Origin of the sequence: Streptomyces durocortorensis (genome assembly GCF_031760065.1) — a bacterium.
Taxonomy (GTDB): domain Bacteria; phylum Actinomycetota; class Actinomycetes; order Streptomycetales; family Streptomycetaceae; genus Streptomyces.
In genome coordinates this window covers 3,646,689-3,671,200 of record NZ_CP134500.1, presented here as the reverse complement: position 1 = coordinate 3,671,200, position 24,512 = coordinate 3,646,689, and the positions used below count along the sequence as shown (strand labels likewise).

Here is a 24,512-nt window from a genome sequence, read left to right as displayed (position 1 = left end):
CGAACCGGCGCCCGTGGCTCCACTCACGCTCTACTCCTCGTGCTCCCCGGTCGAAGGCTCCGTGCCCTCGACAGTGCCCTCTGCCACGCTCGCGGCGTGGACCTCGGCCGTCTCGCCCTCGGCGTCATCGGCCCCATCGACCTCTTCCGCCTCACGACCGGCCTCGGCGTTGCGCGCGATACCGACGACGGCGTCGCGCTTGCCCAGATTGATCAGTTGGACGCCCATGGTGTCACGGCCCGTCTCCCTGACTTCATTGACTCGCGTACGAATCACACCACCGCCGAGCGTGATGGCGAGGATCTCGTCGGTCTCCTCGACCACCAGCGCACCGACGAGCGAGCCCCGGTCCTCCACGATCTTGGCAGCCTTGATGCCGAGGCCGCCGCGGCCCTGGACGCGGTACTCGTCGACGGGGGTCCGCTTCGCGTACCCGCCGTCGGTGGCGGTGAACACGAACGTACCGGGCCGGACGACATTCATCGAGAGAAGCTCGTCGCCCTCGCGGAAACTCATCCCCTTGACGCCCGAGGTCGCACGGCCCATCGGGCGCAGCGCGTCGTCCGTCGCGGTGAACCGGATCGACTGGGCCTTCCTGCTGATGAGCAGCAGGTCGTCCTCGGCCGACACCAGCTCGGCGCCGATCAGCTCGTCGTCGCTGCCGTCCGGGGTCTCGCGCAGGTTGATCGCGATGACACCGCCGGAGCGGGGCGAGTCGTAGTCCTTGAGCGCGGTCTTCTTCACCAGGCCGCCCTTCGTGGCCAGGATCAGGTACGGCGCGGCCTCGTAGTCGCGGATCGCCAGGATCTGGGCGATCTTCTCGTCCGGCTGGAAGGCCAGCAGGTTGGCGACGTGCTGGCCGCGCGCGTCCCGGCCGGCGTCCGGGAGCTCGTAGGCCTTGGCCCGGTAGACCCGGCCCTTGTTGGTGAAGAAGAGCAGCCAGTGGTGCGTCGTGGAGACGAAGAAGTGGTCGACGATGTCGTCTTCCTTGAGCTTCGTCCCGCGCACGCCCTTGCCGCCGCGCTTCTGCGAGCGGTAGTCGTCCGTCTTCGTGCGCTTCACATAGCCGCTGCGGGAGATCGTGACGACGATGTCCTCCTCGGCGATCAGGTCCTCGATGGACATGTCACCGTCGAAGGGCACCAGCTTGGAGCGCCGGTCGTCGCCGAACTTCTCGACGATCGCCGCCAGTTCCTCGCTCACGATCGCACGCTGCTTGGCGGGCGAGGCGAGGATCTCGTTGTACTCGTTGATCTTCGCCTGGAGCTCGTCGTGCTCGGCGGTGATCTTCTGGTGCTCCAGCGCGGCCAGTCGGCGCAGCTGCATCTCCAGGATCGCGTTCGCCTGGAGCTCGTCGATCTCCAGCAGGCCCATCAGGCCCTCGCGCGCGATCTCCACCGTGTTGCTGCGCCGGATGAGGGCGATGACCTCGTCGATGGCGTCCAGCGCCTTGAGGAGGCCGCGCAGGATGTGCGCCCGCTCCTCGGCCTTGCGCAGCCGGAACTTCGTCCGCCGGACGATGACCTCGATCTGGTGCGTCACCCAGTGGCGGATGAACGCGTCGATCGACAGCGTGCGCGGCACCCCGTCGACGAGCGCCAGCATGTTGGCGCCGAAGTTCGTCTGGAGGTCGGTGTGCTTGTACAGGTTGTTCAGGACGACCTTGGCGACCGCGTCCCGCTTGAGGACCACGACCAGGCGCTGACCCGTACGGGAGGAGGTCTCGTCGCGGACGTCCGCAATCCCGCCGACCTTGCCGTCCTTGACCAGGTCGGCGATCTTCTGCGCGAGGTTGTCGGGGTTGGTCTGGAACGGCAGCTCCGTGACGACCAGGCACTGACGGCCCTGGATCTCCTCGACCGCGACGACCGCGCGCATCGTGATGGAGCCGCGCCCGGTGCGGTACGCCTCCTCGATGCCCTTGCGGCCCACGACCAGTGCGCCGGTGGGGAAGTCGGGGCCCTTGATGCGCTCGATCAGCGCGTCCAGCAGCTCCTCGTGCGAGGCCTCGGGGTGCTCCAGATACCACTGGGCACCGGCGGCGACCTCGCGCAGGTTGTGCGGCGGGATGTTGGTCGCCATGCCGACCGCGATCCCCGCGGAGCCGTTGACCAGCAGGTTCGGGAAGCGCGCCGGCAGGACCGTCGGCTCCTGGTTGCGGCCGTCGTAGTTGTCCTGGAAGTCGACGGTCTCCTCGTCGATGTCCCGGACCATCTCCATGGACAGCGGCATCATCTTGCACTCGGTGTACCGCATGGCGGCGGCCGGGTCGTTGCCCGGGGAACCGAAGTTGCCGTTGGAGTCCACCAGCGGCATCCGCAGCGACCACGGCTGCGCCAGGCGCACCAGGGCGTCGTAGATGGAGGAGTCGCCGTGCGGGTGGTACGTACCCATGACGTCACCGACGACGCGGGCGCACTTGTAGAACCCCTTCTCGGGGCGGTAGCCGCCGTCGTACATCGCGTACAGCACCCGGCGGTGGACGGGCTTGAGGCCGTCCCGTACGTCGGGCAGCGCACGCGAGACGATGACGGACATCGCGTAGTCGAGGTAGGAGCGCTGCATCTCCGTCTCAAGCCCGACGGGCTCGACACGCATGCCCACGCCCTCGACGGGCGGAACCTCTTCGGGCGTCACGGGGGCGGGGGTGTTCTCGTCGGCCATTGCTGGTCAAAGTCCTTTCGAGCTGCGGCGTCGCTGGTACGGCCGACTCAGATGTCGAGGAAGCGGACGTCCTTGGCATTGCGCTGGATGAACGAGCGCCGCGCCTCGACGTCCTCACCCATGAGCACCGAGAACAGGTCGTCGGCCTGCGCCGCGTCGTCCAGCGTGACCTGGCCGAGGACCCGGTGGTCGACGTCCATGGTCGTGACGCGCAGCTCTTCGGCGTTCATCTCGCCGAGGCCCTTGAAGCGCTGGATCGAGTCTTCCTTGATCCGCTTGCCGTTCTGCTTGCCGAGCTCGACCAGGGCGTCGCGCTCGCGGTCCGAGTACGCGTACTCGAAGTCGTCCCGGCCCCACTTGATCTTGTAGAGCGGCGGACGCGAGAGGTAGACGTGCCCGGCCTCCACCAGCGGCCGCATGAAGCGGAAAAGGAAGGTCAGCAGCAGGGTGTTGATGTGCTGGCCGTCGACGTCGGCGTCCGCCATCAGAATGATCTTGTGATAGCGGAGCTTCTCGATGTCGAAGTCCTCGTGGACCCCGGTGCCGAACGCCGAGATCAGCGCCTGGACCTCGGTGTTCTGGAGGATCTTGTCGATCCGGGCCTTCTCGACGTTCAGGATCTTGCCTCGGATGGGCAGGATCGCCTGGTACATCGGGTTGCGGCCGGACTTCGCCGAGCCGCCGGCGGAGTCACCCTCGACGATGAAGATCTCGCACTTGGTGGGGTCGTTCGACTGGCAGTCGCTCAGCTTGCCGGGCAGCGAGGCGCTCTCCAGGAGCCCCTTGCGCCGCGTCAGGTCGCGGGCCTTGCGGGCCGCCACCCGGGCGGTCGAGGCGGCGATGCCCTTGCGGATGATGTCGGCGGCCTCGTTCGGGTTCCGGTCGAACCAGTCCGTCAGCTGCTCGTGGACGACCTTCTGCACGAAGGTCTTGGCCTCCGTGTTGCCCAGCTTGGTCTTCGTCTGGCCCTCGAACTGCGGCTCGCCCAGCTTCACCGAGATGATCGCGGTGAGACCCTCGCGCACGTCCTCGCCGGTGAGGTTGTCGTCCTTCTCGCGCAGCAGCTTCTTCTCGCGCGCGTACCGGTTGACCAGGGAGGTCAGCGCCGCACGGAAGCCCTCCTCGTGCGTACCGCCCTCATGCGTGTGGATCGCGTTGGCGAAGGAGTAGACCCCCTCGGTGTACTGCGTGTTCCACTGCATGGCGATCTCGGCCGAGAGGAGACGGTCCTTGTCCTCGGCCTCGATGTCGATCACCGACTGGTGGATGACGTCGCCCTTGCGGGAGTTGAGGTACTTGACGAAGTCGACGATGCCGTTCTCGTAGTGGTACGTGACCGAACGGGTCGTCTCCTCCTCGGGAACCTCGACGGCCTCCGCGCTGTCCGCGCCCGCCGTCGCCTTCGCCGACTCCCGCTCGTCGGTCAGCTTGAGGGTGAGGCCCTTGTTGAGGAACGCCATCTCCTGGAAGCGGCGCGAGAGGGTCTCGAAGCTGTACTCGGTGGTCTCGAAGATGTCCCCGTCGGCCCAGAAGGTGACCGTCGTACCGGACTCGTCGGTGGCCTCGTGCTTGGCCAGCGGGGCGGTCGGAACGCCGAGCTTGTAGTCCTGCGTCCAGCGGTAGCCGTCACGCTTGACCTCGACGGAGACCCGGGTGGACAGGGCGTTGACGACGGAGACGCCGACGCCGTGCAGACCGCCGGAGACGGCGTAGCCGCCGCCGCCGAACTTGCCGCCCGCGTGCAGCACGGTCAGCACGACCTCGACGGCCGGCTTCCCTTCGGACGGCACGATGTCGACCGGGATACCGCGGCCGTTGTCGATCACGCGCACCCCGCCGTCGGGGAGGATCGTGACGTCGATGGTGTCCGCGTGGCCCGCCATCGCCTCGTCGACCGAGTTGTCGACGACCTCCTGCACCAGGTGGTGCAGGCCGCGCTCACCGGTCGAGCCGATGTACATACCAGGTCGCTTGCGGACCGCGTCCAGCCCTTCCAGCACGGTGATCGCGCTGGCGTCGTACGCGACGGCAGTCGCCTCGGCCGACTCACCGGCTGTCGACGGAATGTTCTCGTTGGGGTTGCCGGAATCGGCCACGAAGCGCCCTTTCTGGCACAGCACAGGCCGTTCTCCGGACAGGCGGGAGCGGCTGCGTCGTTCGGCTTGTATCGACGACTCCCGCCTCAGCGGCGGGATTACCCACCAGTCTACCGGTAGCGCTGACATGAATGGGGGTTTGCCGGTACCTGAGTCCGCATGTGCCGCCCTGAATGAGCGGCTGACGACTCCCCATATCCGGGAAGGGGCTCCAAGAGGCTCTGACGGGCTTGGAGCGCTTCGGCCTGTCAACCTCTCGCTACGGTGAGGGACGCTCGGGCCGCCCTGTCCGGTTTCCCCCCGTACGAACCATGGCGATCTCAGCCCCCAGCTCGCCCGGTACACGACAATTTTACGCCAAAAGTGCAGCTCAGGCTTGCCGAGCCGCCGAACGATGACCCGACCCGGAGCACGGGGACCGGATCACCCGTAGGTATCGCCGGGCCCCTTGCTGCCGGGCGCCCGCAGCGGCCCGAACCGGCGCTCCGGCCCCCCGGGCCCGACCACCTTGATCATCCGTACGGTGCCCTGCCCCAGATCCGCGTTCAGCCGGGCCACCAGCTGCGGAGCCAGCAGCCGCAACTGCGTCGCCCACGCCGTCGAGTCACAGCTCACGGTCAGCACCCGGGCCTCCGGCGCCTCGTCGTACCGCAACGGAACGCAGTGCTTCGCCAGATCGTCACCGACGATCTGCGGCCACCGCCCCATCACCCCGCCCACCGCCGCGGGCGTCTCCCAGCCCCGCTCGGTGATCAGCCGGTTGATCGCGGACCCCAGCGGCTGCGGATCCCGCCCGTCCGACCGGGCCCCCGACCGCAGCCCGCCGCCCCGCCGGGCCTGCTTCTTCTGCTGCGCCGCCGCACCCCGCGCCTTCGCCTGCTCCTTCGCCGCACGCAACGCGACCCGGGCCAGATCGACCCCGGCCACCTCGGGCGGCTTCGGCCCCCCGGAGGCCGCCGCGTCCGGGCCCGTACCTCCGGCGGCCCCGTCCGTACGGGCCCGGCCGCCGCCGGGGCCCGGGGGCTCCGCCCCGCTTCGAGCACCCGTCATACCCGCTCCACCTCACCCGCGGACACCGCGTACCGCGCCCCGGCCAGCACACCCGGCACGTCCTCGGCCACCGCCGCCGTCACCAGCACCTGCTCACCCGGAGCCACCAGCTCCGCCAGCCGCTCCCGGCGGCGGGCATCCAGCTCGGCGAACACGTCGTCCAGCACCAGCACCGGCTCATTGCCCTCGGCGCGCAGCAACTCGTACGAGGCAAGGCGCAGCGCCAGCGCGTAGCTCCAGGACTCACCATGGCTCGCATAGCCCTTCGCGGGCATGGAGCGCAGGCCGAGCACCAGGTCGTCGCGGTGCGGGCCGACCAGCGTCACCCCGCGCTCGATCTCCTGCTTCCGCACCCCGGCGAGCGCGGCGATCAGCTGCTCGTACAGCTCGTCGCGGCCGCGCTCGGGCCCGACGTCCTCGCCCACCGAACTGCGGTACTCCAGCGCTACGGGGCCACCGCCCGGCGCGACGTCACCGTAGGCCTTGTCGGCCAGGGGCTGGAGCGTGGCGATCAGGTCCAGGCGCTGCGCCAGCAGCTCGGCGCCGACCCGGCCCAGGTGCTGGTCCCACACGTCGAGCGTGGACAGGTCCATGGACCGGCCGCCGTGCCGACGGGCCATCGCGGCCGACTTCAGCAGCGTGTTGCGCTGCTTGAGGACCCGCTCGTAGTCGGAGCGGACCCCGGCCATCCGGGGCGAGCGCGCAGTGATCAGCTCGTCCAGGAACCGCCGCCGCTCCCCGGGGTCGCCCTTGACCAGGGCCAGATCCTCCGGCGCGAACAGCACCGTACGGACGATCCCCAGCACGTCACGCGGTCTGACCTGCGAGGACCTGTTGATACGGGCCCGGTTGGCGCGGCCCGGGTTCAGCTCCAGCTCGATCAGCTGCGAGCGCTCGCCCTGGGTCACCGCCGCTCGGATCACAGCCCGCTCGGCGCCCATGCGCACCAGCGGGGCGTCCGAGGAGACCCGGTGGCTGCCGAGGGTCGCCAGATAGCCGACGGCCTCGACGAGATTCGTCTTGCCCTGCCCGTTGGCGCCCACGAACGCGGTGACGCCCGGGTCGAGAGGGACCTCGACCCGGGCGTACGAGCGGAAGTCGGCCAGCGAGAGGTGCGTGACGTGCATGGTGGCCGACCTCTCCCGACGTGCTTCCCAGTGGTGCGACGCCGGCGCGCGGCCGGCCTTCCGATCAGTTCTCGGGCTTGGACTCGACCGCGTGGCCGCCGAACTGGTTGCGCAGCGCGGCGATCATCTTCATCTGCGGCGAGTCGTCCTGACGCGAGGCGAACCGCGCGAACAGCGAGGCCGTGATCGCGGGCAGCGGCACCGCGTTGTCGATCGCGGCCTCCACCGTCCAGCGTCCCTCTCCCGAGTCGGCGGCGAAGCCCCGGAGCTTGTCCAGGTGCTCGTCGTCGTCGAGCGCGTTGACCGCGAGGTCGAGCAGCCAGGAACGGATGACCGTGCCCTCCTGCCAGGACCGGAAGACCTCGCGCACATCGGTGACGGAGTCGACCTTCTCCAGCAGCTCCCAGCCCTCGGCGTAGGCCTGCATCATGGCGTACTCGATGCCGTTGTGGACCATCTTCGCGAAGTGGCCCGCGCCGACCTTGCCCGCGTGGACCGAGCCGAAGTCGCCCTCGGGCTTGAGCGCGTCGAAGACCGGCTGGACCTTCGCGACGTTCTCGGCGTCGCCGCCGTACATCAGGGCGTAGCCGTTCTCCAGGCCCCAGACGCCGCCGGAGACACCGCAGTCGACGAAGCCGATGCCCTTGATGCCCAGCTCGACCGCGTGCTTCTCGTCGTCGGTCCAACGCGAGTTGCCGCCGTCGACGACGACGTCGCCGGGCGAGAGCAGCTCGGCCAGCTCGTCGATCGTGGACTGGGTCGCGGCACCGGCCGGAACCATCACCCACACGACCCGCGGGCCCTTCAGCTTGCCCACAAGCTCTTCGAGACTGTGGACATCGGCGACATCCGGGTTGCGGTCGTAACCGATGACGGTGTGGCCTGCGCGGCGGATGCGCTCGCGCATGTTGCCGCCCATCTTGCCGAGGCCGACGAGACCGAGCTCCATCAGAGATTCCTTAAGCGTCGTGGCGATAGCGTCGGGCGTTCTCCGCCCAGGACCGAGCCTACGCCCGGCCGGGGACAGCACGGTGGGCCCGCTCCGCGCCGAACGGGCCCACCGAAACCGCCGTGGAGGCGTCAGCCGGAGAGGCGCACCGGCATGATCAGGTACTTGTACGCGTCGTCCGCCTCGGCGTCGACCGCCGGGCGGCCGCTGAGCAGGGCGGGCTTGGTGGACGTGGTGAACGAGAGCTGGGCGACCGGCGAGTCGATCGCGCTCAGACCGTCCAGCAGGAACGTCGGGTTGAAGGCGATCGAGATGTCGTCGCCCTCCAGCACCGCGTCGACCCTCTCCACAGCCTGTGCGTCGTCGCTGGAACCGGCCTCCAGGATCAGGACGCCCTGCTCGAAGCTGAGCCGTACGGGAGTGTTGCGCTCGGCGACCAGGGCCACACGCTTGACGGCCTCGACGAAAGGAGCCGTCTCGATCACCGCGACGGAGTTGAACTCGGTCGGGAAGAGCGTGCGGTACTTCGGCAGGTCGCCCTCAAGCAGCCGGGTCGTCGTGCGGCGGCCCGCGCCCTCGAAGCCGATCAGGCCCTCGCCGGCACCGGAGCCGGAGAGCGCCAGGGTGACCGTGTCGCCGCTGGTGAGCGCCTTGGCGGTGTCCAGGAGCGTCTTGGCGGGCACCAGGGCCACGGCCGAGGCGTCCGGGTTCTCCGGCTTCCAGAGGAACTCACGGACCGCGAAGCGGTAGCGGTCGGTCGAGGCGAGGGTGACGGTGTCGCCCTCGATCTCGATGCGCACACCGGTCAGCACCGGCAGCGTGTCGTCGCGGCCCGCGGCGATGGCGACCTGGGCGGCGGCCGAGGCGAAGACCTCACCGGGGACCGTGCCCGTGGCGGTCGGCATCTGCGGCAGCGCCGGGTATTCCTCCACAGGCAGTGTGTGGAGCGTGAAGCGCGAGGAGCCGCAGACCACCGTGGCCCGCACACCGTCGGTGGAGATCTCCACCGGGCGGTTGGGGAGGGCGCGGCAGATGTCGGCGAGCAGTCGGCCGGAGACGAGCACCGTGCCGTCCTCGTCGATCTCGGCGTCCACGGAGACCTTGGCGGAGACCTCGTAGTCGAAGCTGGAGAAGGAGAGTGCTCCGTCCTCGGCCTTCAGCAGAAGGCCCGCGAGAACGGGCGCCGGCGGACGGGCCGGGAGGCTGCGGGCCACCCAGGCCACCGCCTCCGCGAGTACATCGCGCTCCACCCGGATCTTCACCGGAACCGCCTCCTGCTGTTGCTCGCTCGCCCTGCTGGCCTTCGTCGTCTGGACCGGAGCTCCCTGCCGAGGGCTGGGGAGGCTCCGGGGTCCAGTCTGACGTACGGCACCGACACTCGTTGCTGCTCGGGGTCAAGTCGGGCCAAGAGCTTCGAGGCGGTCGACGGTCGAGTTGTACACAGGCCCCACTTCGAAGCGGATTCCTGGCTAACTCTGGGTGGTAGTAGTAGTAGGCCTTGTGGATACCGTGGATAACGTCGTTTGCGCAGGTCAGCAACGGTTTTTTGTCCACCGGCCCTGTGGGTGGCACCCGTGGACAACCGGGGCTTTCTGTGGACGGGCGAAAGTTCTGCACATCCGATGCACAGGAGGGGGCCACTTCTCCCCAGACCTGTCCCCAGCTTTACCCAGGTTCCCCACAGCCCAACCGAGCTCCTTGGTGTGACGCCTTTCACTCCGGGAGGTGAGAGCGGGTGTTGCGTTGCCGAACAGTGGACAGAGGTGTGGAGAAGCAGGGCGAAGCTGGGGACAACAGCAGCCATCCTGTGGGCCGCCGGTGGACAACCTTGAGGGCCCTCTGTGGACGAAGATTCTGTCCACAGCCTGTGGATCACGGTTGGCCACAAATCCCCAACCATGTGACCTGGCCTGATGGAGTATCGGCAGCGCACCCTGTGGACGCAATATGGACAACTTCCTGGTCCCCAGGCTGTGGACGGAAGATTCCTGGCACATCTGTGGAGAAAGGCCTCTGAGCAGCCCGGATTCGAACAGAGCCGGTCTTGCGTGAACTCCCGGGAACGGCGAAGGGCGCCTCGCGTGGACTGTGGGAGTCGTTGCGAGGCGCCCTTCGAGCGTGCTGAAAGCCCCTGGGAGGACCTGGTAGGGGCCTGGTAGGGCCCTGAGAGGCCGGAGTCAGCCGTTCTTGATGCGGTTGGTGAGCTCGGTGACCTGGTTGTAGATGGAGCGTCGCTCCGCCATCAGCGCCCGGATCTTCCGGTCCGCGTGCATCACCGTCGTGTGGTCGCGGCCGCCGAACTGCGCACCGATCTTCGGCAGCGAGAGGTCCGTCAGCTCCCGGCACAGATACATGGCGATCTGGCGTGCCGTCACCAGGACCCGGCTGCGCGAGGACCCGCAGAGGTCGTCGACCGTGAGGCCGAAGTAGTCCGCGGTCGCCGCCATGATGGCCGGTGCGGTGATCTCCGGCGCCGACTCCTCGCCGCCCGGGATCAGGTCCTTGAGCACGATCTCGGTCAGCCCGAGGTCCACCGGCTGCCGGTTGAGGGAGGCGAAGGCCGTCACCCGGATCAGGGCGCCCTCCAGCTCACGGATGTTGCGCGAGATCCGCGAGGCGATGAACTCCAGGACCTCCGGCGGGGCGTTGAGCTGCTCCTGCACAGCCTTCTTACGGAGGATCGCGATCCGGGTCTCCAGCTCGGGGGGCTGGACGTCGGTGGTCAGACCCCACTCGAAGCGGTTGCGCAGCCGGTCCTCCAACGTCACCAGCTGCTTGGGCGGCCGGTCGGAGGAGAGCACGATCTGCTTGTTCGCGTTGTGCAGCGTATTGAAGGTGTGGAAGAACTCCTCCTGCGTCGACTCCTTGCTAGCCAGGAACTGGATGTCGTCGACCAGCAGGATGTCCACGTCGCGGTAACGCTTGCGGAAGGTGTCGCCCTTGCCGTCGCGGATCGAGTTGATGAACTCGTTGGTGAACTCCTCCGAGCTCACGTACCGCACCCGGGTGCCCGGGTAGAGGCTCCGGGCGTAGTGCCCGATGGCGTGCAGCAGGTGGGTCTTGCCGAGCCCCGACTCCCCGTAGATGAACAGGGGGTTGTACGCCTTCGCGGGCGCCTCGGCGACGGCGACGGCTGCGGCGTGCGCGAACCGGTTGGACGCCCCGATGACGAAGGTGTCGAAGAGGTACTTCGGGTTCAGCCGGGCATGCGGTTCGCCGGGGCCCGGCGCGGGGGCCGGCTGGGCGCCCATCGGGCCGGGGACCGAGCCACCGGCCCGCCCGGCCCCGGGCCCCGGGCCGCCCTGGCGGTGCTGCTGGTCCTGCCGGTCGGGGCGCTGCTGCTCGTAGCCCTGGTGCTCGGGCGGCTGTGAGCGGTAGTCGTGCTGCGGCTGCTGGGGGCGCCCGGTTCCGTAGGGCTCGCGCCACTGCTCGGCGGGCTGGTCGCGGTACTGCTCGCTCTCGCGGTACGGCTGGTTCTCCTGGTACCCCGCGTTCTCCTGGTACGCATCGGCTTCGCGGTAGGACTCGGCCGCGGGCTGCTCGCGGTCCTGATACCCGCCGTGCCGCGGCTGCTGCCAGGAGAGGTCCTCCTGGGTGCGCGGCCAGGCGCCGGGCTCGGGGCGCTGCTGCTGGTAGTCGGGGTAGGCCGGGCGGGCCGTCGGCATACCGTCGTCGGAGGGCCGGTGGCCGTACCCGCCGTCGTACGCGTCGTTGTGATGGGAGTCGTCGCGCGGCTGGCCCGGATAGCGCTGGCCCTGGTGAGGGGCGTGCGACTGGTGCATCGGGGGCGCCGACGGGGCGGGGGGTTCACCCGCGGAGTCGTCGACGGTGATCGCGATCCGGATGGGGCGGCCGCACTCGCGGGTCAGCGCCTCGCTGAGGAGCGGCGCGAGCCGGCCCTCCAGGACGTGCTTGCCCCATTCATTGGGGACAGCCAGCAGTGCGGTGTCGGCGACGAGTGCCAGCGGCTGGCAGCGCTCGATCCACTGCTTGTCCTTCGGCTCGATGCCCTGCTGGCCCTCCCCGAGGAGTTGTTCCAGCACTCGCGGCCACACTGCGGCAAGATCGGCAGGTACGTCAGCCACAAGGCACGCTCTCTCGCATGTCCCACGAATGTGTGGTTCTCGGGACGGGATGGGTCGGGTCGGGTGAGGCCCGGCAGTCGGGAAGGAAAAGAACCGGAGTTCAGCCACGGTAGTCAGGCCGACCCGCGCGGTTCAAGTTGTTGTCCACAGGCTGTGCACAATGGGGGGTCGCGCGAAGCCGGTTTGACCGGATGGCGTAGCCGCGCGTACCGTGACCAGGTCGAGTTGTCGATGGCTGCTGCCGCCTGCCTCCGATGGGCAAAGATCACGATCTGTGATTGTGAAGCGGTGCACTAAGGCGTTTACGCGAGTTCCTCGTGGGCGCACGGTGACAGCCAGGCGATGTCCCGCCAAGACACGAATCATTTCTGGAGCCCCCGAGTGAGCAAGCGCACCTTCCAGCCGAACAACCGTCGTCGCGCCAAGACCCACGGCTTCCGTCTGCGCATGCGTACCCGTGCCGGCCGCGCGATTCTCGCGAACCGCCGTGGCAAGGGCCGCAGCAGCCTGTCCGCCTGATCGCTTACAGGTCCATGCCGTGCTGCCTACCGAGAATCGGCTGAGGCGGCGCGAGGACTTCGCGACCGCGGTACGACGAGGACGTCGAGCCGGGCGTCCGCTGCTCGTCGTCCATCTACGCAGCGGTGAAACGGACCCGCACGTGACGGGGGAGACTGTTCCCCCACCACGTGCGGGTTTCGTTGTCAGCAAGGCCGTGGGCGGAGCGGTCGTCCGCACAGCGGTGAAGCGGAAGCTTCGCCACCTGGTCCGCGACCGGCTGGCTCAGCTGCCCCCCGGTAGCCTTGTTGTCGTACGGGCGCTGCCCGGTTCGGGCGACGCCGACCATGCACAGCTGGCCCGAGACCTGGATGCCGCGCTGCAGCGGCTGCTGGGAGGGGGCGCGCGATGAAGTACCCGTTGCTTGCTCTCATCAAGCTGTACCAGTGGACGATCAGTCCACTGCTCGGGCCTGTCTGCCGCTATTACCCGTCGTGTTCCCACTATGGATATACGTCGATCGACAGGCACGGTGCCATCAAGGGAACAGCGCTGACCGCCTGGCGCATCCTGCGGTGCAATCCGTGGTCGCCCGGCGGTGTGGATCATGTCCCGCCACGCAAGCGTCCGCGGTGGCACGAGCTGCTGCGCAATGCCCTGCGCGGCGACAAGGGCGGGGAGCCCGCCGCTGATGTGCCGTCCGGGGGGTCGGTCTCCGAACCTCCGAGCCCGGCCGCAGAGACCTCGCCCAATGCTCAAGGAGCCTGATTAGTGGACACGATTGCCAGTCTGTTCAGCTTTATCACCACGCCCGTCTCGTGGATCATCGTCCAGTTCCACAAGGTTTACGGAGCGCTGTTCGGCGATGACTCCGGGTGGGCCTGGGGCCTGTCGATCGTGTCCCTGGTGGTCCTGATCCGGATCTGCCTGATCCCGCTCTTCGTGAAGCAGATCAAGTCGACCCGCAATATGCAGGTGCTCCAGCCGAAGATGAAGGCGATCCAGGAGCGCTACAAGAACGACAAGCAGCGTCAGTCCGAAGAGATGATGAAGCTGTACAAGGAGACGGGCACCAACCCGCTCTCCTCGTGCCTTCCCATCCTGGCGCAGTCACCGTTCTTCTTCGCCCTGTATCACGTGCTGTCGTCCATCGCCTCGGGCAAGAAGATCGGCGCGATCAACCAGGATCTGCTCGACAGCGCGCGTCAGGCCCACATCTTCGGCGCCCCGCTGGCCGCGAAGTTCACGGACAGCGCCGAGAAGGTCGCCTCGCTCAACGCCTCCCTGACGGACGTCCGCGTCGTCACCGCGCTGATGATCGTGCTGATGTCGGCGTCGCAGTTCTTCACCCAGCGCCAGCTGATGACGAAGAACGTCGACCTGACGGTGAAGACCCCGTACATGCAGCAGCAGAAGATGCTGATGTACATCTTCCCGGTCATCTTCGCCGTGATGGGCATCAACTTCCCCGTCGGTGTCCTCGTCTACTGGCTGACCACCAACGTCTGGACCATGGGTCAGCAGATGTACGTGATCAACCAGAACCCGACGCCGGGCAGCAAGGCGCAGGACGCCTACCTCCAGCGGGTGCTCAAGAGCGTGACCTCTCACGGTCAGGTACGGGGCCGAACCCGGCGCAAGATGGTCAAGGCGATCGTCGCCAAGGGTCCCGACCGCAACGACATCGAGCGCAAGTTCATCACCGGTCTGGCCAAGCTGGGTCTCGCGGCCCAGGAGGACGGCACCGTGCTGAAGAGCGACACCGCCGCCGCCGAGGCCGAGGGCGCCGCGCACAAGCGTCAGCAGCCCAAGCGCCAGACCAAGGCGAAGCGCCAGACGGCCGCCACGGCGGGCGGAGCCAAGGACACCGAGCGCGGGACCGCAGGCTCCAAGACCTCGCTCCAGAAGCAGGACGCATCGCAGGACGACAAGCCGAAGTCCCCGGGCAAGCCCGCCTCCGGCTCCTCACGCCAAGCCAAGTCCGGACAGCGCAAGGGCCCGCAGCGGCCCAAGCACCCGTCCAAGAAGTAAGAAGGAGTCCATCCGTGACGGAAGGCACCACCTCCACGGCCGCCGCTGAGGGCAGCGACACCCTGACCCGCCTGGAGCAGGAGGGCGAGATCGCGGCCGACTACCTCGAAGGACTGCTCGACATCGCCGACCTCGACGGCGATATCGACATGGACGTCGAGGCGGACCGGGCCGCGGTGTCGATCATCAGCGACTCGGCACGCGATCTGCAGAAGCTCGTGGGCCGGGACGGGGAGGTCCTGGAGGCGCTCCAGGAGCTGACGCGACTGGCCGTTCACCGGGAGACCGGCGACCGCAGTCGTCTGATGCTGGACATCGGCGGATTCCGTGCGAAGAAGCGCGAGATCCTCGCCGAGTTGGGTGCCAAGGCAGCGGACGAGGTCAAGAACTCGGGCAAGCCGGTGAAGCTGGACCCGATGACCCCGTTCGAGCGCAAGGTCGTGCACGACGCGATCGCCGCCGCCGGTCTCCGGAGCGAGTCGGAGGGCGAGGAGCCGCAGCGCTTCGTCGTCGTTCTCCCGGCCTGACCGGATCCTTGTACTGTCGGCCCCGTCTGTTCGCAGGCGGGGCCGATCTTTGTCAGCCTGATAGTCAGCCACCCACAGTGCGCTAGTGCGGTATGGAAGGACGGTCCCCGTGACGGAGGCAGCAGAGCTCCCCCAGGCACCTGAAGAGGCGCAGGCGGTATTCGGAGAGCTCTTCCCGGAGGCTGTCCGGTACGCGGAGCTTCTGGCGGACGCCGGAGTCCAGCGCGGCCTGATCGGCCCGCGTGAGGTGCCGCGGCTTTGGGAGCGCCACCTGCTGAACTGTGCGGTGCTCTCCGAGGTCGTGCCGGAAGGCGTCACCGTCTGCGATGTGGGTTCGGGTGCGGGCCTGCCCGGTATCCCGCTGGCTCTGGTGCGCCCCGACCTCAAGATCACCCTGCTGGAGCCGCTGCTCCGGCGGACGAACTTCCTCCAGGAGGTCGTCGAGCTGCTCGGCCTGGACCATGTCACGGTCGTACGCGGCCGGGCCGAGGAGGTCCTCGGGACGCTTCAGCCGGTGCATGTCGTGACCGCGCGCGCCGTGGCACCGCTGGACCGGCTGGCGGGCTGGGGGGTGCCTCTGCTGAAGCCGTACGGTGAGATGCTCGCGCTCAAGGGCGACACGGCCGAGGAGGAGATCAACGGCGCCAGGGCCGCGCTGAGCAAGCTCGGTGTGGTGGAGACCGAGGTGCTCCAGGTCGGTGAGGGTGTGGTCGATCCGCTCTCCACGGTGGTCCGTGTGGTGGTGGGCGAGAGTCCGGGTGGTGTGAGGTTCGCCGCAAAGAGGGCCAAGGCAGCCCGGACGGGACGTACACGCAGGCGTCGCTGACGGGCGTCCCGGGGGAGTCGCTGTCCGGTCGACGGTCTCTGTACGGTCGGCCGGTATGCGGAGCTTTTCGCTTCTTGTGCCGCTTAGCAGTGGTATGCCGGGATGGCGGCCATACGTACCCCGTGCGGAGTGTCGTGGCCTGGTAGTTGCCCGGCGGGGGCATCGTGTTTCACGTGAAACGTCGCTCTCTGCTCCAGGGAATCATCGGCCGCGGTCGTGCGGCTGCCACACCGCGTGACCGCAAGCCCGGACGAGTGGCCAAGTTGTCCACACCCGCGGATTCGTCCACAGAACAGCGGGCCTCGCTGGTTCACGACCCCGAAAGCATGGCAGGCTCTGTGCATTGCGAGCCTGAAGTCGAGGAGAGTGAATCCTTGCGGTCCGACGCCAACATCGCGGGACCGATGACCGACCCGGTCCCCGGTCCCCGAACCGAGTCCGCGGGGGAGGGTGTTTCACGTGAAACACCGCCGCCGATGGACGACACACCCATCGGCCGTGCCGCTCAGCTGGCGGTCGAGGCCCTCGGCCGCGCCGGCGAAGGGCTGCCCCGCCCTGACCGCACCCGTGTCATGGTGGTGGCCAACCAGAAGGGCGGGGTCGGTAAGACGACCACGACGGTCAACCTTGCTGCCTCCCTGGCTCTGCACGGTGCGCGTGTTCTGGTGGTCGACCTCGACCCGCAGGGCAACGCCTCCACGGCTCTGGGCATCGATCACCATGCCGATGTCCCCTCGATCTACGACGTTCTGGTGGACAGCCGCCCGCTCTCCGAGGTGGTCCAGCCCGTTCCGGACGTCGAAGGCCTCTTCTGTGCCCCCGCCACCATCGATCTCGCCGGTGCGGAGATCGAGCTGGTGTCGCTGGTGGCACGGGAGAGCCGGCTTCAGCGGGCCATTCAGGCCTACGAGCAGCCGCTGGACTACATCCTCATCGACTGCCCGCCCTCGCTCGGCTTGCTGACGGTCAATGCGCTGGTGGCCGGGGCCGAGGTGCTGATCCCCATCCAGTGCGAGTACTACGCACTGGAAGGCCTGGGGCAGCTCCTGCGGAACGTCGATCTGGTGCGGGGGCATCTCAACCCCGAGCTGCATGTCTCGACGATCCTGCTGACGATGTACGACGGCCGGACAAGGCTCGCCTCGCAGGTCGCCGAAGAGGTTCGCACCCACTTCGGCAAGGAGGTGCTGCGGACGAGCATCCCGCGGTCGGTGCGCATCTCGGAGGCCCCGAGCTACGGGCAGACCGTGCTGACCTATGACCCCGGGTCCAGCGGCTCGCTCTCCTACCTCGAAGCCGCCCGGGAGATCGCCCTGCGGGGCGTCGGGGTGCGCTACGAGGCCCAGCACGCCCATCCGGGCAGTCAGAACAGCCAGCAGAACGTTTCGGAGGGCATCCAGTGAGTGAGCGTCGTAGAGGGCTGGGGCGTGGACTCGGTGCACTGATCCCGGCCGCACCCCAGGAGAAGGAGGTGTCGGCGCCCGGCGGCTCGCCGTCGTCCGGCACCGGGTCGATTCTGACGTCGGAGCGTGGGGTGGCCGCCGCAAAGGTGACCGCGCTGCCGTCCGCCCCCGTGGTGCCGGAGCCCGCCTCCGCCCCCGAGGACCGGTCCGAACAGGACGCGTCGACGTCTGGCGTCTACTTCGCCGAGCTGCCGATCGGGGCGATCACGCCGAACCCCCGCCAGCCCCGTGAGGTCTTCGACGAGGACGCGCTCGCCGAGCTGGTCACCTCCGTGAAGGAGGTCGGCCTGCTCCAGCCGGTCGTCGTACGCAAGGTCGGACCGGACCGCTACGAGCTCATCATGGGTGAGCGTCGGTGGAGGGCCTGCCGTGAAGCGGGGCTGGAGCGGATTCCCACCATCGTCCGCGCCACGGACGACGAGAAGCTGCTGCTGGACGCGCTGCTGGAGAACCTTCACCGGGCTCAGCTGAACCCGCTGGAGGAAGCAGCCGCGTACGACCAGCTGCTCAAGGACTTCAACTGCACGCATGACCAGCTGGCAGACCGGATCGGCAGGTCCCGCCCCCAGGTCTCCAACACGCTGCGACTTCTGCGGCTCTCGCCGCCCGTGCAGCGCCGGGTCGCGGCAGGCGTTCTTTCGGCCGGCCATGCCCGTGCCTTGCTCTCCGTGGACGACTCCGAGGAGCAGGACCGCCTTGCGCACCGCATCGTCGCCGAGGGTCTCTCGGTGCGTGCGGTCGAGGAGATCGTTACGCTCATGGGCTCGCGCCCTGCGAGCTCGCCGAAGCCCAAGGGTCCCCGGGCCGGTGGGCGGCTGTCCCCCGCGCTGAGCGACCTGGCGACCCGGCTGTCCGACCGTTTCGAGACCCGGGTGAAGGTTGATCTGGGCCAGAAAAAAGGCAAGATCGTCGTCGAGTTCGCCTCGATGGAGGATCTGGACCGGATTCTCGGCAGCCTTGCCCCGGGCGAGGGCCGGGTGCTGGAGAACCGGCTCGCCGAGGCGTCCGAGGAGGACGACGAGGGCTGAGCCGACGGGCTCTCTGAAGGGCGGGCCGTGTTCCGGTGCATACCGGAACACGGCCCGCCCTTTGCCCTGTCTCGGTATCCGCATCACCTCTGGGTGGATACGATGCGTTTGGGATGGCGCATCCATGGTGATCGACCTCAGAGGAGGGCGGGGGCCTTGCGAAGAGTGAGCCGCAGTCGGCTTGTCACGGTCGGGCTGGGCCTGGGTGCCGTCGGGGGGTTCGTCGGCAGCCTGTTCCAGGAACGGAGCGCGCTGGCAGCCGCACGCGCTGCGGCGGGCGCGGGAAATGAGGTATCGCCGTCATGGGGCGTCGGCTTGTACCACTCACCCTGGACAACCTTCCGGATCTCCCCGAGCGCTGCCGCTCGTGCGTCTTCTGGGAGCTTGACCCGGTCAGTGGAGAAGCTGCGGTAAAGGCGGGCAAGCCGGAGCTGGAGAAGGAAGCCTGGATCTCCGCGGTCCTCCTGGAGTGGGGCTCCTGCGGCCGGGTGGTCTATGTGGATGACGTGCCGGTCGGCTTCGTTCTCTACGCCCCTCCCGCCTACGTCCCCCGTTCGACGGCCTTTCCTACGAGCCCGGTTTCCTCCGACGCCGTTCAGCTCATCACCGGTCTGATCATTCCTGAGTACCAGGGGCAGGGGCTCGGCCGCGTCATGGTGCAGACCGTGGCCAAGGACGTCCTGCGCCGGGGCTTCAAGGCCATCGAGGCGTTCGGCAACGCTCGCTCTACGGACACCGCATGTGTGCTGCCCGCGGACCATCTGCTGGCGGTCGGCTTCAAGACCGTGCGGCCGCACCCCGCCTACCCGCGGCTGCGGCTGGAGCTGCGGACGACGCTCTCCTGGAAGGAGGACGTGGAGATGGCCTTGGACCGGCTCCTGGGGGCGGTCCAGAAGGAACCCGCGCTGCGCCCACTCTGAATCGGGCCCGCTTTCCCTCTGCCTCTGACATGCGGAACGGGCCCACCCTCTCATCAAGGGGTGGGCCCGTTTCACGTGAAACATTGCGCCGGAGCGCAGACCGCTACTGGCCGATGAAGCTTTCGAGGTCGCGGAGGATCGCGGCCTTCGGCTTCGCACCGACGATGGTCTTGGCGACCTCGCCACCCTGGTAAACGTTCAGGGTCGGGATGGACATCACGCCGTACTTGGCGGCGGTCCCCGGGTTCTCGTCGATGTTGAGCTTGACGATCTCGATCTTGTCGCCGTGCTCGGCTGCGATCGCCTCCAGCGAGGGGGCGATCTGGCGGCACGGACCGCACCAGGCGGCCCAGAAGTCGACCAGAACGGGCTTCTCGCTCTTGAGGACGACCTCGTCGAAGGTGTCGTCCGTAACGTGCTTCAGGTCGCCGGCCACGGCGGCCTCCTTAGTCTCTCGGGGGGAGTCTCTCGGGGTGGGTGAGATGAGGAAGTTCAGACGGCCGGGGTCTTCTCCGGCTCGGCGGGCTCCGCGTCGGCCAGGGCGGCCAGGAAACGTTCGGCGTCCAGGGCGGCGGCGCAGCCTGTACCGGCTGCCGTGATGGCCTGACGGTAGGTGTGGTCGACGACGTCTCCGGCACCGAAGACACCGGTCAGGTTGGTGCGGGTGGAGGGCGCCTCGACCTTCAGGTAGCCCTCGTCGTCGAGCTCCAGCTGCCCCTTGAAGAGCTCGGTGCGCGGGTCATGGCCGACGGCGATGAACAGGCCGGTCACGGGAAGCTCGGACGTCTCGCCGGTCTTGGTGTTGCGCAGGGTCAGACCGGAGAGCTTCTGGTCGCCCTTCACCTCGGCGACCTCGCTGTCCCAGGCGAACTTGATCTTCGGGTCGGCGAAGGCCCGGTCCTGCATTGCCTTGGAGGCGCGCAGGGTGTCGCGGCGGTGGACGATCGTGACGGACTTGGCGAAGCGGGAGAGGAAGGTCGCCTCTTCCATCGCGGTGTCGCCGCCGCCGACCACGGCGATGTCGTGGTCCTTGAAGAAGAACCCGTCGCAGGTAGCGCACCAGGAAACACCGCGTCCGGAGAGGGCGTCCTCGTTGGGCAGTCCGAGCTTGCGGTGCTGGGAGCCGGTCGTCACGATGACGGACTTGGCGCGGTGGACGGTGCCCGCGGTGTCGGTAACGGTCTTGATGTCACCGGTGAGGTCGACCGCGACCACATCGTCGGGGACCAGCTCGGCGCCGAAACGCTCGGCCTGGGCACGCATGTTGTCCATGAGCTCGGGGCCCATGATGCCGTCCTGGAAGCCGGGGAAGTTCTCCACGTCGGTGGTGTTCATCAGCGCACCGCCAGCCGTGACGGCGCCCTCGAAGACCAACGGGTTGAGCGCGGCGCGGGCGGTGTACAGCGCGGCGGTGTACCCGGCCGGTCCGGAGCCGATGATGATCACATTACGGACGTCGCTCACGGGTTTCTTCCTCGTCTCTGCAGACTGCCTACTGCCTACGGGGGTCGGTTCAACGACTCTCACCCCACCCAACGGATCCTACGGGTGATGCATTCCCGCCGTGCCGTAGCGGTCCCCGGCGGTCCTCAGGGGCGGTCGTAGGCGCGCGTGAGCAGCAGCTGCCCAGTGGACTCCGGTGCGGTGTCCACGCAGGAGGCGGCCACGACATAGGCCTCCACGCGTGAGGGGTCGCTCGTGTGCGGAAGGACGACGAGATAGGCGTCCGTTCCCCGGTAGGTCCCCTCATCCAGGGCCAGGGCGGGTGTGGTGCGGCCGGTGGCCTGCTGGACGCACGGGGGTACGGCGACGGCGGGGACCTTCATCGGGTTCTTGGAGATCTCGGATTCGGGAGTGAAGGCCTCACCCGTCGACTTGGTGTCCGCGTTCGGCGGAACCTTCTTCACCCCGGGGCTGGCCTGGCTCGCCTCGTCGCCGATGAGGTCCTGGACCTGGGCTTCGAGCGTGCCGTCGGTGTAGGCGTGCGCACCGCTGTCCGATGCGCTGACCCCTCTGTCGGCCATCGTCGGCGAGGAGTCGCCGGTCAGATCGAGGGACTGGAGGAGGAAGACGCTCATCCCGACGAACGCGGCGCCGAACGCGGTGCCGAGGATTGCGGCACGGCGGCGGCGCCGGGCCGGCCGCCGGCCCGGGCCGGTGAGGGCGGAGCGCCGGCCGGCGGGGCGGTCCGGGGCGGATGTGCCGCTACCACTGCCCACGGATGTGCCCCGGGAAATTGCGGTTCCTGCTACTTCGGCTTCTCCGGCCTGTGCCTCTCCGGTCTCCGTTTCACGTGAAACATTGACCGGCTCGTCCACGGTGGGTGCGGAAGGACGAGCCTCGGCCGCGAGTGCCGCGTCGATGCGGGTGGCGACGTCCTCGGGCATCGGCTCGGGGTCCGGCAGGGTTCCGAGCAGACCGCGGATCTCGTCGAGCGAGTCCCGTACCTCCGCGCAGAGGTCGCATCCCGCGATGTGGCGGAGGACTTCTTCGGCGCGGGAGGGGGAGAGCAGTCCCTCGGTGAGATCGGAGATCTCGGAGACCTCCGGGTGCTGAGCCGTGTCGGCCGTGGGGGTCACGGGCGCCCACCTCCTCCCTTCGCAGCGGCAGGATCGCTTGTTCCTGCGTCTCGTGGTCCCGACGCCGGTGGGACGGATCGGCCGGGCGTCCGGTTCCTTCCGGTGGCGTCGTTGTCCCCGTCGGGGGCCTGTTCCCCGGCCTCTCCGCGTAGATGGCGTACCAGGGGGGCCAGTCTCGCCCGGCCCCGGGCGCACCGGCTCTTCACGGTGCCGGACGGCACGTCCAGGATGCTGGCGGCCTCCGCGACGGGGTAGCCCTGCATATCGACGAGGACGAGGGCGGCTCGTTGTTCGGCGGGCAGTGTGGCCAGGGCGTCCTGGAGCTGGCGGTGGAGGTCCTGGCGCACGGCGGGGGCCTCGGCCGACTCATGGGGTTCCAGGAGCTGGTCGAGACGCTCGGCGTCGTCCACGGGAGACGTCTTGCGGGAGGCCGCCTTGCGGACCCGATCGAGGCAGGCGTTGACGGTGATCCGGTGCAGCCAGGTCGTGACGGCGGACTGGCCCCGGAAGGTGTGGGCGGCCCGGAAGGCGGAGACCAGAGCGTCCTGGACGGCGTCGGCCGCCTCTTCCCGATCGCCCAGGGTGCGCAGTGCCACGGCCCACAGGCGGTCGCGGTGGCGGCGTACGAGCTCACCGAAGGCGTCGGGGTCACCGGCGACATGCCGGGCGAGCAGGTCCGCGTCGCTCGATCCAGGATCTGTGGGTCCGGCGACCATTCCTCTCCCCCGAACTGTGCAGAATGCCGACTGCGGTGTTGAGCCCGGAGAGGCCCCCGGTTCAACACCGTACAGCCGGGCCGATACGGAATCTGCCCTAGGTCATCCAGTGAACTGGACGTCCGTCACACCCTGCTTGTATCCGTCCCTGCTGTAGCTGTCGGCGGGTGACCTCGGCACGTCGGTGATCCAGACGAGGACGAACCGCGTGCTGACGGGTTCCTTCGCCTCAAGGGTCGCCGTGGATCCCGTGGTCTCCGTGTCGGCGATCTTCTTCATGGAGCTCAGAGGTGCCGACGACGAGAGGGAGTCGGCGGCGTACAGCGCGATCCTGGTGCGCTCCCCGGTGAATTTGAGCCCGATGGACGCCGCTGAGACCTTCTGGTCGGCCCCGATCTCGTACATGATCCCGATGCCCTGCTTGAACGGGGCCAGCTGCGGTCCGTCCACGAAGGTCTTCGAACGCCAGTAGGTCGCAGGGTCGCCGTCGTGGGTCAGGCCCACATCGCCGGGGTCCTGTGCTTTCCCGTCCGGGAAGTATTCGACGGCGTCCTTGATGGCGAGAGGCTTCTGATCCGCCTTGCCCTTGCCGTCGTCGGCCGGCTCGGAAGTGCCCTGTGTGGGAGAGGGGTCCCCCGCGCTGCCCCTGCGGTCGAGCAGGGTCTCCGCGAGCTGCCAGCTGCCGAGGCCCAGAGCGGCGATGAGGAGCGCCGAGACGGTCCACTTGAGCGCTCGGCCGGCACGGCTCTGCAGCGGGGGCGGAGGGACCGGCATCACGGGCTGGGTGACGGCGGACGGGTGGGAGGACGGGCGTCCGTACGTGCCCTGCTGATAGGTGGTCCGCTGGTAGGCGGGGGGTGCGGTGAACGTGGGCTCCGGCGGAAGGATGCGCGGCATGGTCGCGACCGCCCTGGCCAGTTCGTCCGGGGTGGTGCAGGGCGGTTCCTGCCGGGAGGCGGTCGCGCCGTCGTTGGCGAGCGCACGCATGGCGAGCTCCGACAGGCCGCGGTGGACTCCGGCACGGACCTGGTCCGGGGCGATGAGCCCCAGGCCCTTGGGCAGTCCGGCGAGCCCGTGGGCGTCGTTCTCGTACGGCCAGCGGTGGGTCAGCGCGGCGTACAGCAGGGCGCCGATCGCCTCGGTGTCCGTGCGGAGCGGATGTTCGGCGGTGATGCCGCGCAGGGCGGCGTTCACGGCCAGGCCGCGGATCCGGTACTGGCCGGTTGAGCTGCGCAGCACCGCGCCGGGGGTGAGGCGTAGATGGGCCAGGCCCTCGCGGTGGGCGGCGGCCATCGCCTGGGAGAGCTGGTTGACGAGTTGGTAGGCGTCGTGCGCCTCCATCGGCCCGGCGGCCAGCAGAGCGGTGAGCTCGGTGGCGTCCGGGAGCCACTCGTGGACGACGTAGACGAGGTCGTTCTCCTCTACGGCGTCCAGGACCTGCACGAAGCGGGGGTCGCCGAGCAGCGCCGACGAGCGTGCCGCGGCCAGCACGGAGCGGGCTCGCGGATGGTCTGCGGGAAGCAGGTGGACGCCCACCGCGCGGCGGAGTTTCTCGTCGACCGCACGCCAGCTGCTGAAGCCGTCCAGACGGGTGACGCACTCCTCCAAGCGGTAGCGCCCGGCGAGTTTGTGACCGCTGTGCAGATCGGGCGACGCCGGGATGGCCTCGGAGAGCGGCCGTCCGCCGTTCGTGTTCTCGGCGTCCTCGGGGCTCGCGCCCTTGGTGTCCTCGGCTTGCGCCGTCCCGTCGGTCGTGGCCGCGTCCGCCTTGGCGGTCAGCGGCTTGTCGCCACTGTTGTCGGCCACGTCGACGGCAGCCGTGCTACGTTCCGCCACCGTCGTTCCTGCCTCCCCATCCGTTGCGCGATGCCAGCCAGCTCTGCACAGTCACGCCAATTGTGCCCACACTCCGGCGCTATGCACGACACGCGGAGTCCGGCGATGGTTGTGCGG

Annotated in this window: 21 protein-coding genes; 9 read left to right on the top strand and 12 right to left on the bottom strand. The window is 68.7% G+C overall.

Translation table 11 applies throughout. The features are described from left to right. Nucleotides 1–30 precede the first annotated feature (30 nt). The 7 genes from gyrA to dnaA all read right to left on the bottom strand — a co-directional run bounded on the left by gyrA (nucleotide 31) and on the right by dnaA (nucleotide 11,971). On the bottom strand, nucleotides 31–2,664 hold the full coding sequence (gyrA, locus tag RI138_RS16165; protein ID WP_096630071.1) for a DNA gyrase subunit A: 2,634 nt from the start codon (nucleotides 2,662–2,664) through the stop codon (nucleotides 31–33). Nucleotides 2,665–2,711: 47 nt separating this feature from the next. Then, nucleotides 2,712–4,784 (bottom strand): DNA topoisomerase (ATP-hydrolyzing) subunit B, encoded by a 2,073-nt coding sequence (gyrB, locus tag RI138_RS16160; RefSeq protein WP_311120496.1) that lies wholly within the window; start codon nucleotides 4,782–4,784, stop codon nucleotides 2,712–2,714. 399 nt (nucleotides 4,785–5,183) lie between these two features. After that, the gene (locus RI138_RS16155; RefSeq protein WP_096630104.1) at nucleotides 5,184–5,687 is read right to left on the bottom strand and encodes a DUF721 domain-containing protein; all 504 of its coding nucleotides are present in this window, start codon (nucleotides 5,685–5,687) and stop codon (nucleotides 5,184–5,186) included. 119 nt (nucleotides 5,688–5,806) lie between these two features. Next, a complete protein-coding gene (gene recF, locus RI138_RS16150) occupies nucleotides 5,807–6,937 on the bottom strand; it encodes a DNA replication/repair protein RecF (RefSeq protein ID WP_311120494.1) in 1,131 nt (376 codons plus the stop codon). 64 nt (nucleotides 6,938–7,001) lie between these two features. After that, complete coding sequence (gene gnd, locus RI138_RS16145; RefSeq protein WP_096630066.1) at nucleotides 7,002–7,886, bottom strand: phosphogluconate dehydrogenase (NAD(+)-dependent, decarboxylating); 885 nt, start codon at nucleotides 7,884–7,886, stop codon at nucleotides 7,002–7,004. A 131-nt stretch (nucleotides 7,887–8,017) separates the two neighbouring features. Further along, nucleotides 8,018–9,148: a DNA polymerase III subunit beta gene (gene dnaN, locus RI138_RS16140; RefSeq protein ID WP_096630065.1), complete on the bottom strand. Its 1,131-nt coding sequence runs from the start codon at nucleotides 9,146–9,148 to the stop codon at nucleotides 8,018–8,020. Between the two features lie 915 nt (nucleotides 9,149–10,063). Continuing rightward, nucleotides 10,064–11,971 carry a chromosomal replication initiator protein DnaA gene (dnaA, locus tag RI138_RS16135; protein ID WP_311120493.1) on the bottom strand — a complete coding sequence of 636 codons (1,908 nt, stop codon included), beginning with the start codon at nucleotides 11,969–11,971 and terminating at the stop codon, nucleotides 10,064–10,066. Nucleotides 11,972–12,352: 381 nt separating this feature from the next. Here dnaA and rpmH point away from each other — a divergent pair, with 381 nt between their 5' ends. The 9 genes from rpmH (at nucleotide 12,353) to RI138_RS16090 (ending at nucleotide 19,264) form a co-directional block, all read left to right on the top strand. Next, nucleotides 12,353–12,490: a 50S ribosomal protein L34 gene (gene rpmH, locus RI138_RS16130; RefSeq protein WP_003967884.1), complete on the top strand. Its 138-nt coding sequence runs from the start codon at nucleotides 12,353–12,355 to the stop codon at nucleotides 12,488–12,490. A gap of 19 nt (nucleotides 12,491–12,509) precedes the next feature. Continuing rightward, nucleotides 12,510–12,881 (top strand): ribonuclease P protein component, encoded by a 372-nt coding sequence (gene rnpA / locus RI138_RS16125; protein WP_096630060.1) that lies wholly within the window; start codon nucleotides 12,510–12,512, stop codon nucleotides 12,879–12,881. After that, entirely contained in the window at nucleotides 12,878–13,237 is a 360-nt protein-coding gene (gene yidD, locus RI138_RS16120; protein ID WP_096630058.1) for a membrane protein insertion efficiency factor YidD, read from the top strand. The genes rnpA and yidD overlap by 4 nt, the downstream gene beginning before the upstream one ends. A 3-nt stretch (nucleotides 13,238–13,240) precedes the next feature. Beyond that, nucleotides 13,241–14,500, top strand: coding sequence for a membrane protein insertase YidC (gene yidC / locus RI138_RS16115; RefSeq protein WP_311120492.1), 1,260 nt, complete (start codon nucleotides 13,241–13,243; stop codon nucleotides 14,498–14,500). A 14-nt stretch (nucleotides 14,501–14,514) separates the two neighbouring features. After that, nucleotides 14,515–15,027 carry a Jag family protein gene (locus RI138_RS16110; protein ID WP_096630055.1) on the top strand — a complete coding sequence of 171 codons (513 nt, stop codon included), beginning with the start codon at nucleotides 14,515–14,517 and terminating at the stop codon, nucleotides 15,025–15,027. 109 nt (nucleotides 15,028–15,136) lie between these two features. Next, entirely contained in the window at nucleotides 15,137–15,853 is a 717-nt protein-coding gene (rsmG, locus tag RI138_RS16105) for a 16S rRNA (guanine(527)-N(7))-methyltransferase RsmG (protein ID WP_096630054.1), read from the top strand. Nucleotides 15,854–16,179: 326 nt separating this feature from the next. After that, entirely contained in the window at nucleotides 16,180–17,256 is a 1,077-nt protein-coding gene (locus tag RI138_RS16100) for a ParA family protein (protein WP_311120491.1), read from the top strand. Then, nucleotides 17,253–18,344, top strand: coding sequence for a ParB/RepB/Spo0J family partition protein (locus RI138_RS16095; RefSeq protein ID WP_311120490.1), 1,092 nt, complete (start codon nucleotides 17,253–17,255; stop codon nucleotides 18,342–18,344). The genes RI138_RS16100 and RI138_RS16095 overlap by 4 nt, the downstream gene beginning before the upstream one ends. A gap of 302 nt (nucleotides 18,345–18,646) precedes the next feature. Next, nucleotides 18,647–19,264, top strand: a complete 618-nt coding sequence (locus RI138_RS16090) for a GNAT family N-acetyltransferase (protein WP_311120489.1) — start codon at nucleotides 18,647–18,649, stop codon at nucleotides 19,262–19,264. Between the two features lie 103 nt (nucleotides 19,265–19,367). On the opposite strand, the gene trxA is transcribed toward RI138_RS16090, so the two are convergent. The 5 genes from trxA to RI138_RS16065 form a co-directional block, all read right to left on the bottom strand. Continuing rightward, nucleotides 19,368–19,700 carry a thioredoxin gene (trxA, locus tag RI138_RS16085; RefSeq protein WP_311120488.1) on the bottom strand — a complete coding sequence of 111 codons (333 nt, stop codon included), beginning with the start codon at nucleotides 19,698–19,700 and terminating at the stop codon, nucleotides 19,368–19,370. A 56-nt stretch (nucleotides 19,701–19,756) separates the two neighbouring features. Further along, a complete protein-coding gene (gene trxB / locus RI138_RS16080) occupies nucleotides 19,757–20,728 on the bottom strand; it encodes a thioredoxin-disulfide reductase (RefSeq protein WP_096630046.1) in 972 nt (323 codons plus the stop codon). Between the two features lie 125 nt (nucleotides 20,729–20,853). Then, nucleotides 20,854–21,843, bottom strand: coding sequence for an anti-sigma factor family protein (locus tag RI138_RS16075; protein ID WP_311120487.1), 990 nt, complete (start codon nucleotides 21,841–21,843; stop codon nucleotides 20,854–20,856). Continuing rightward, nucleotides 21,840–22,559 carry an RNA polymerase sigma factor SigM gene (gene sigM / locus RI138_RS16070; RefSeq protein ID WP_311120486.1) on the bottom strand — a complete coding sequence of 240 codons (720 nt, stop codon included), beginning with the start codon at nucleotides 22,557–22,559 and terminating at the stop codon, nucleotides 21,840–21,842. The genes RI138_RS16075 and sigM overlap by 4 nt, the downstream gene beginning before the upstream one ends. Before the next feature lie 102 nt (nucleotides 22,560–22,661). Continuing rightward, complete coding sequence (locus RI138_RS16065) at nucleotides 22,662–24,395, bottom strand: protein kinase family protein (RefSeq protein ID WP_311120485.1); 1,734 nt, start codon at nucleotides 24,393–24,395, stop codon at nucleotides 22,662–22,664. Nucleotides 24,396–24,512 lie beyond the last annotated feature (117 nt).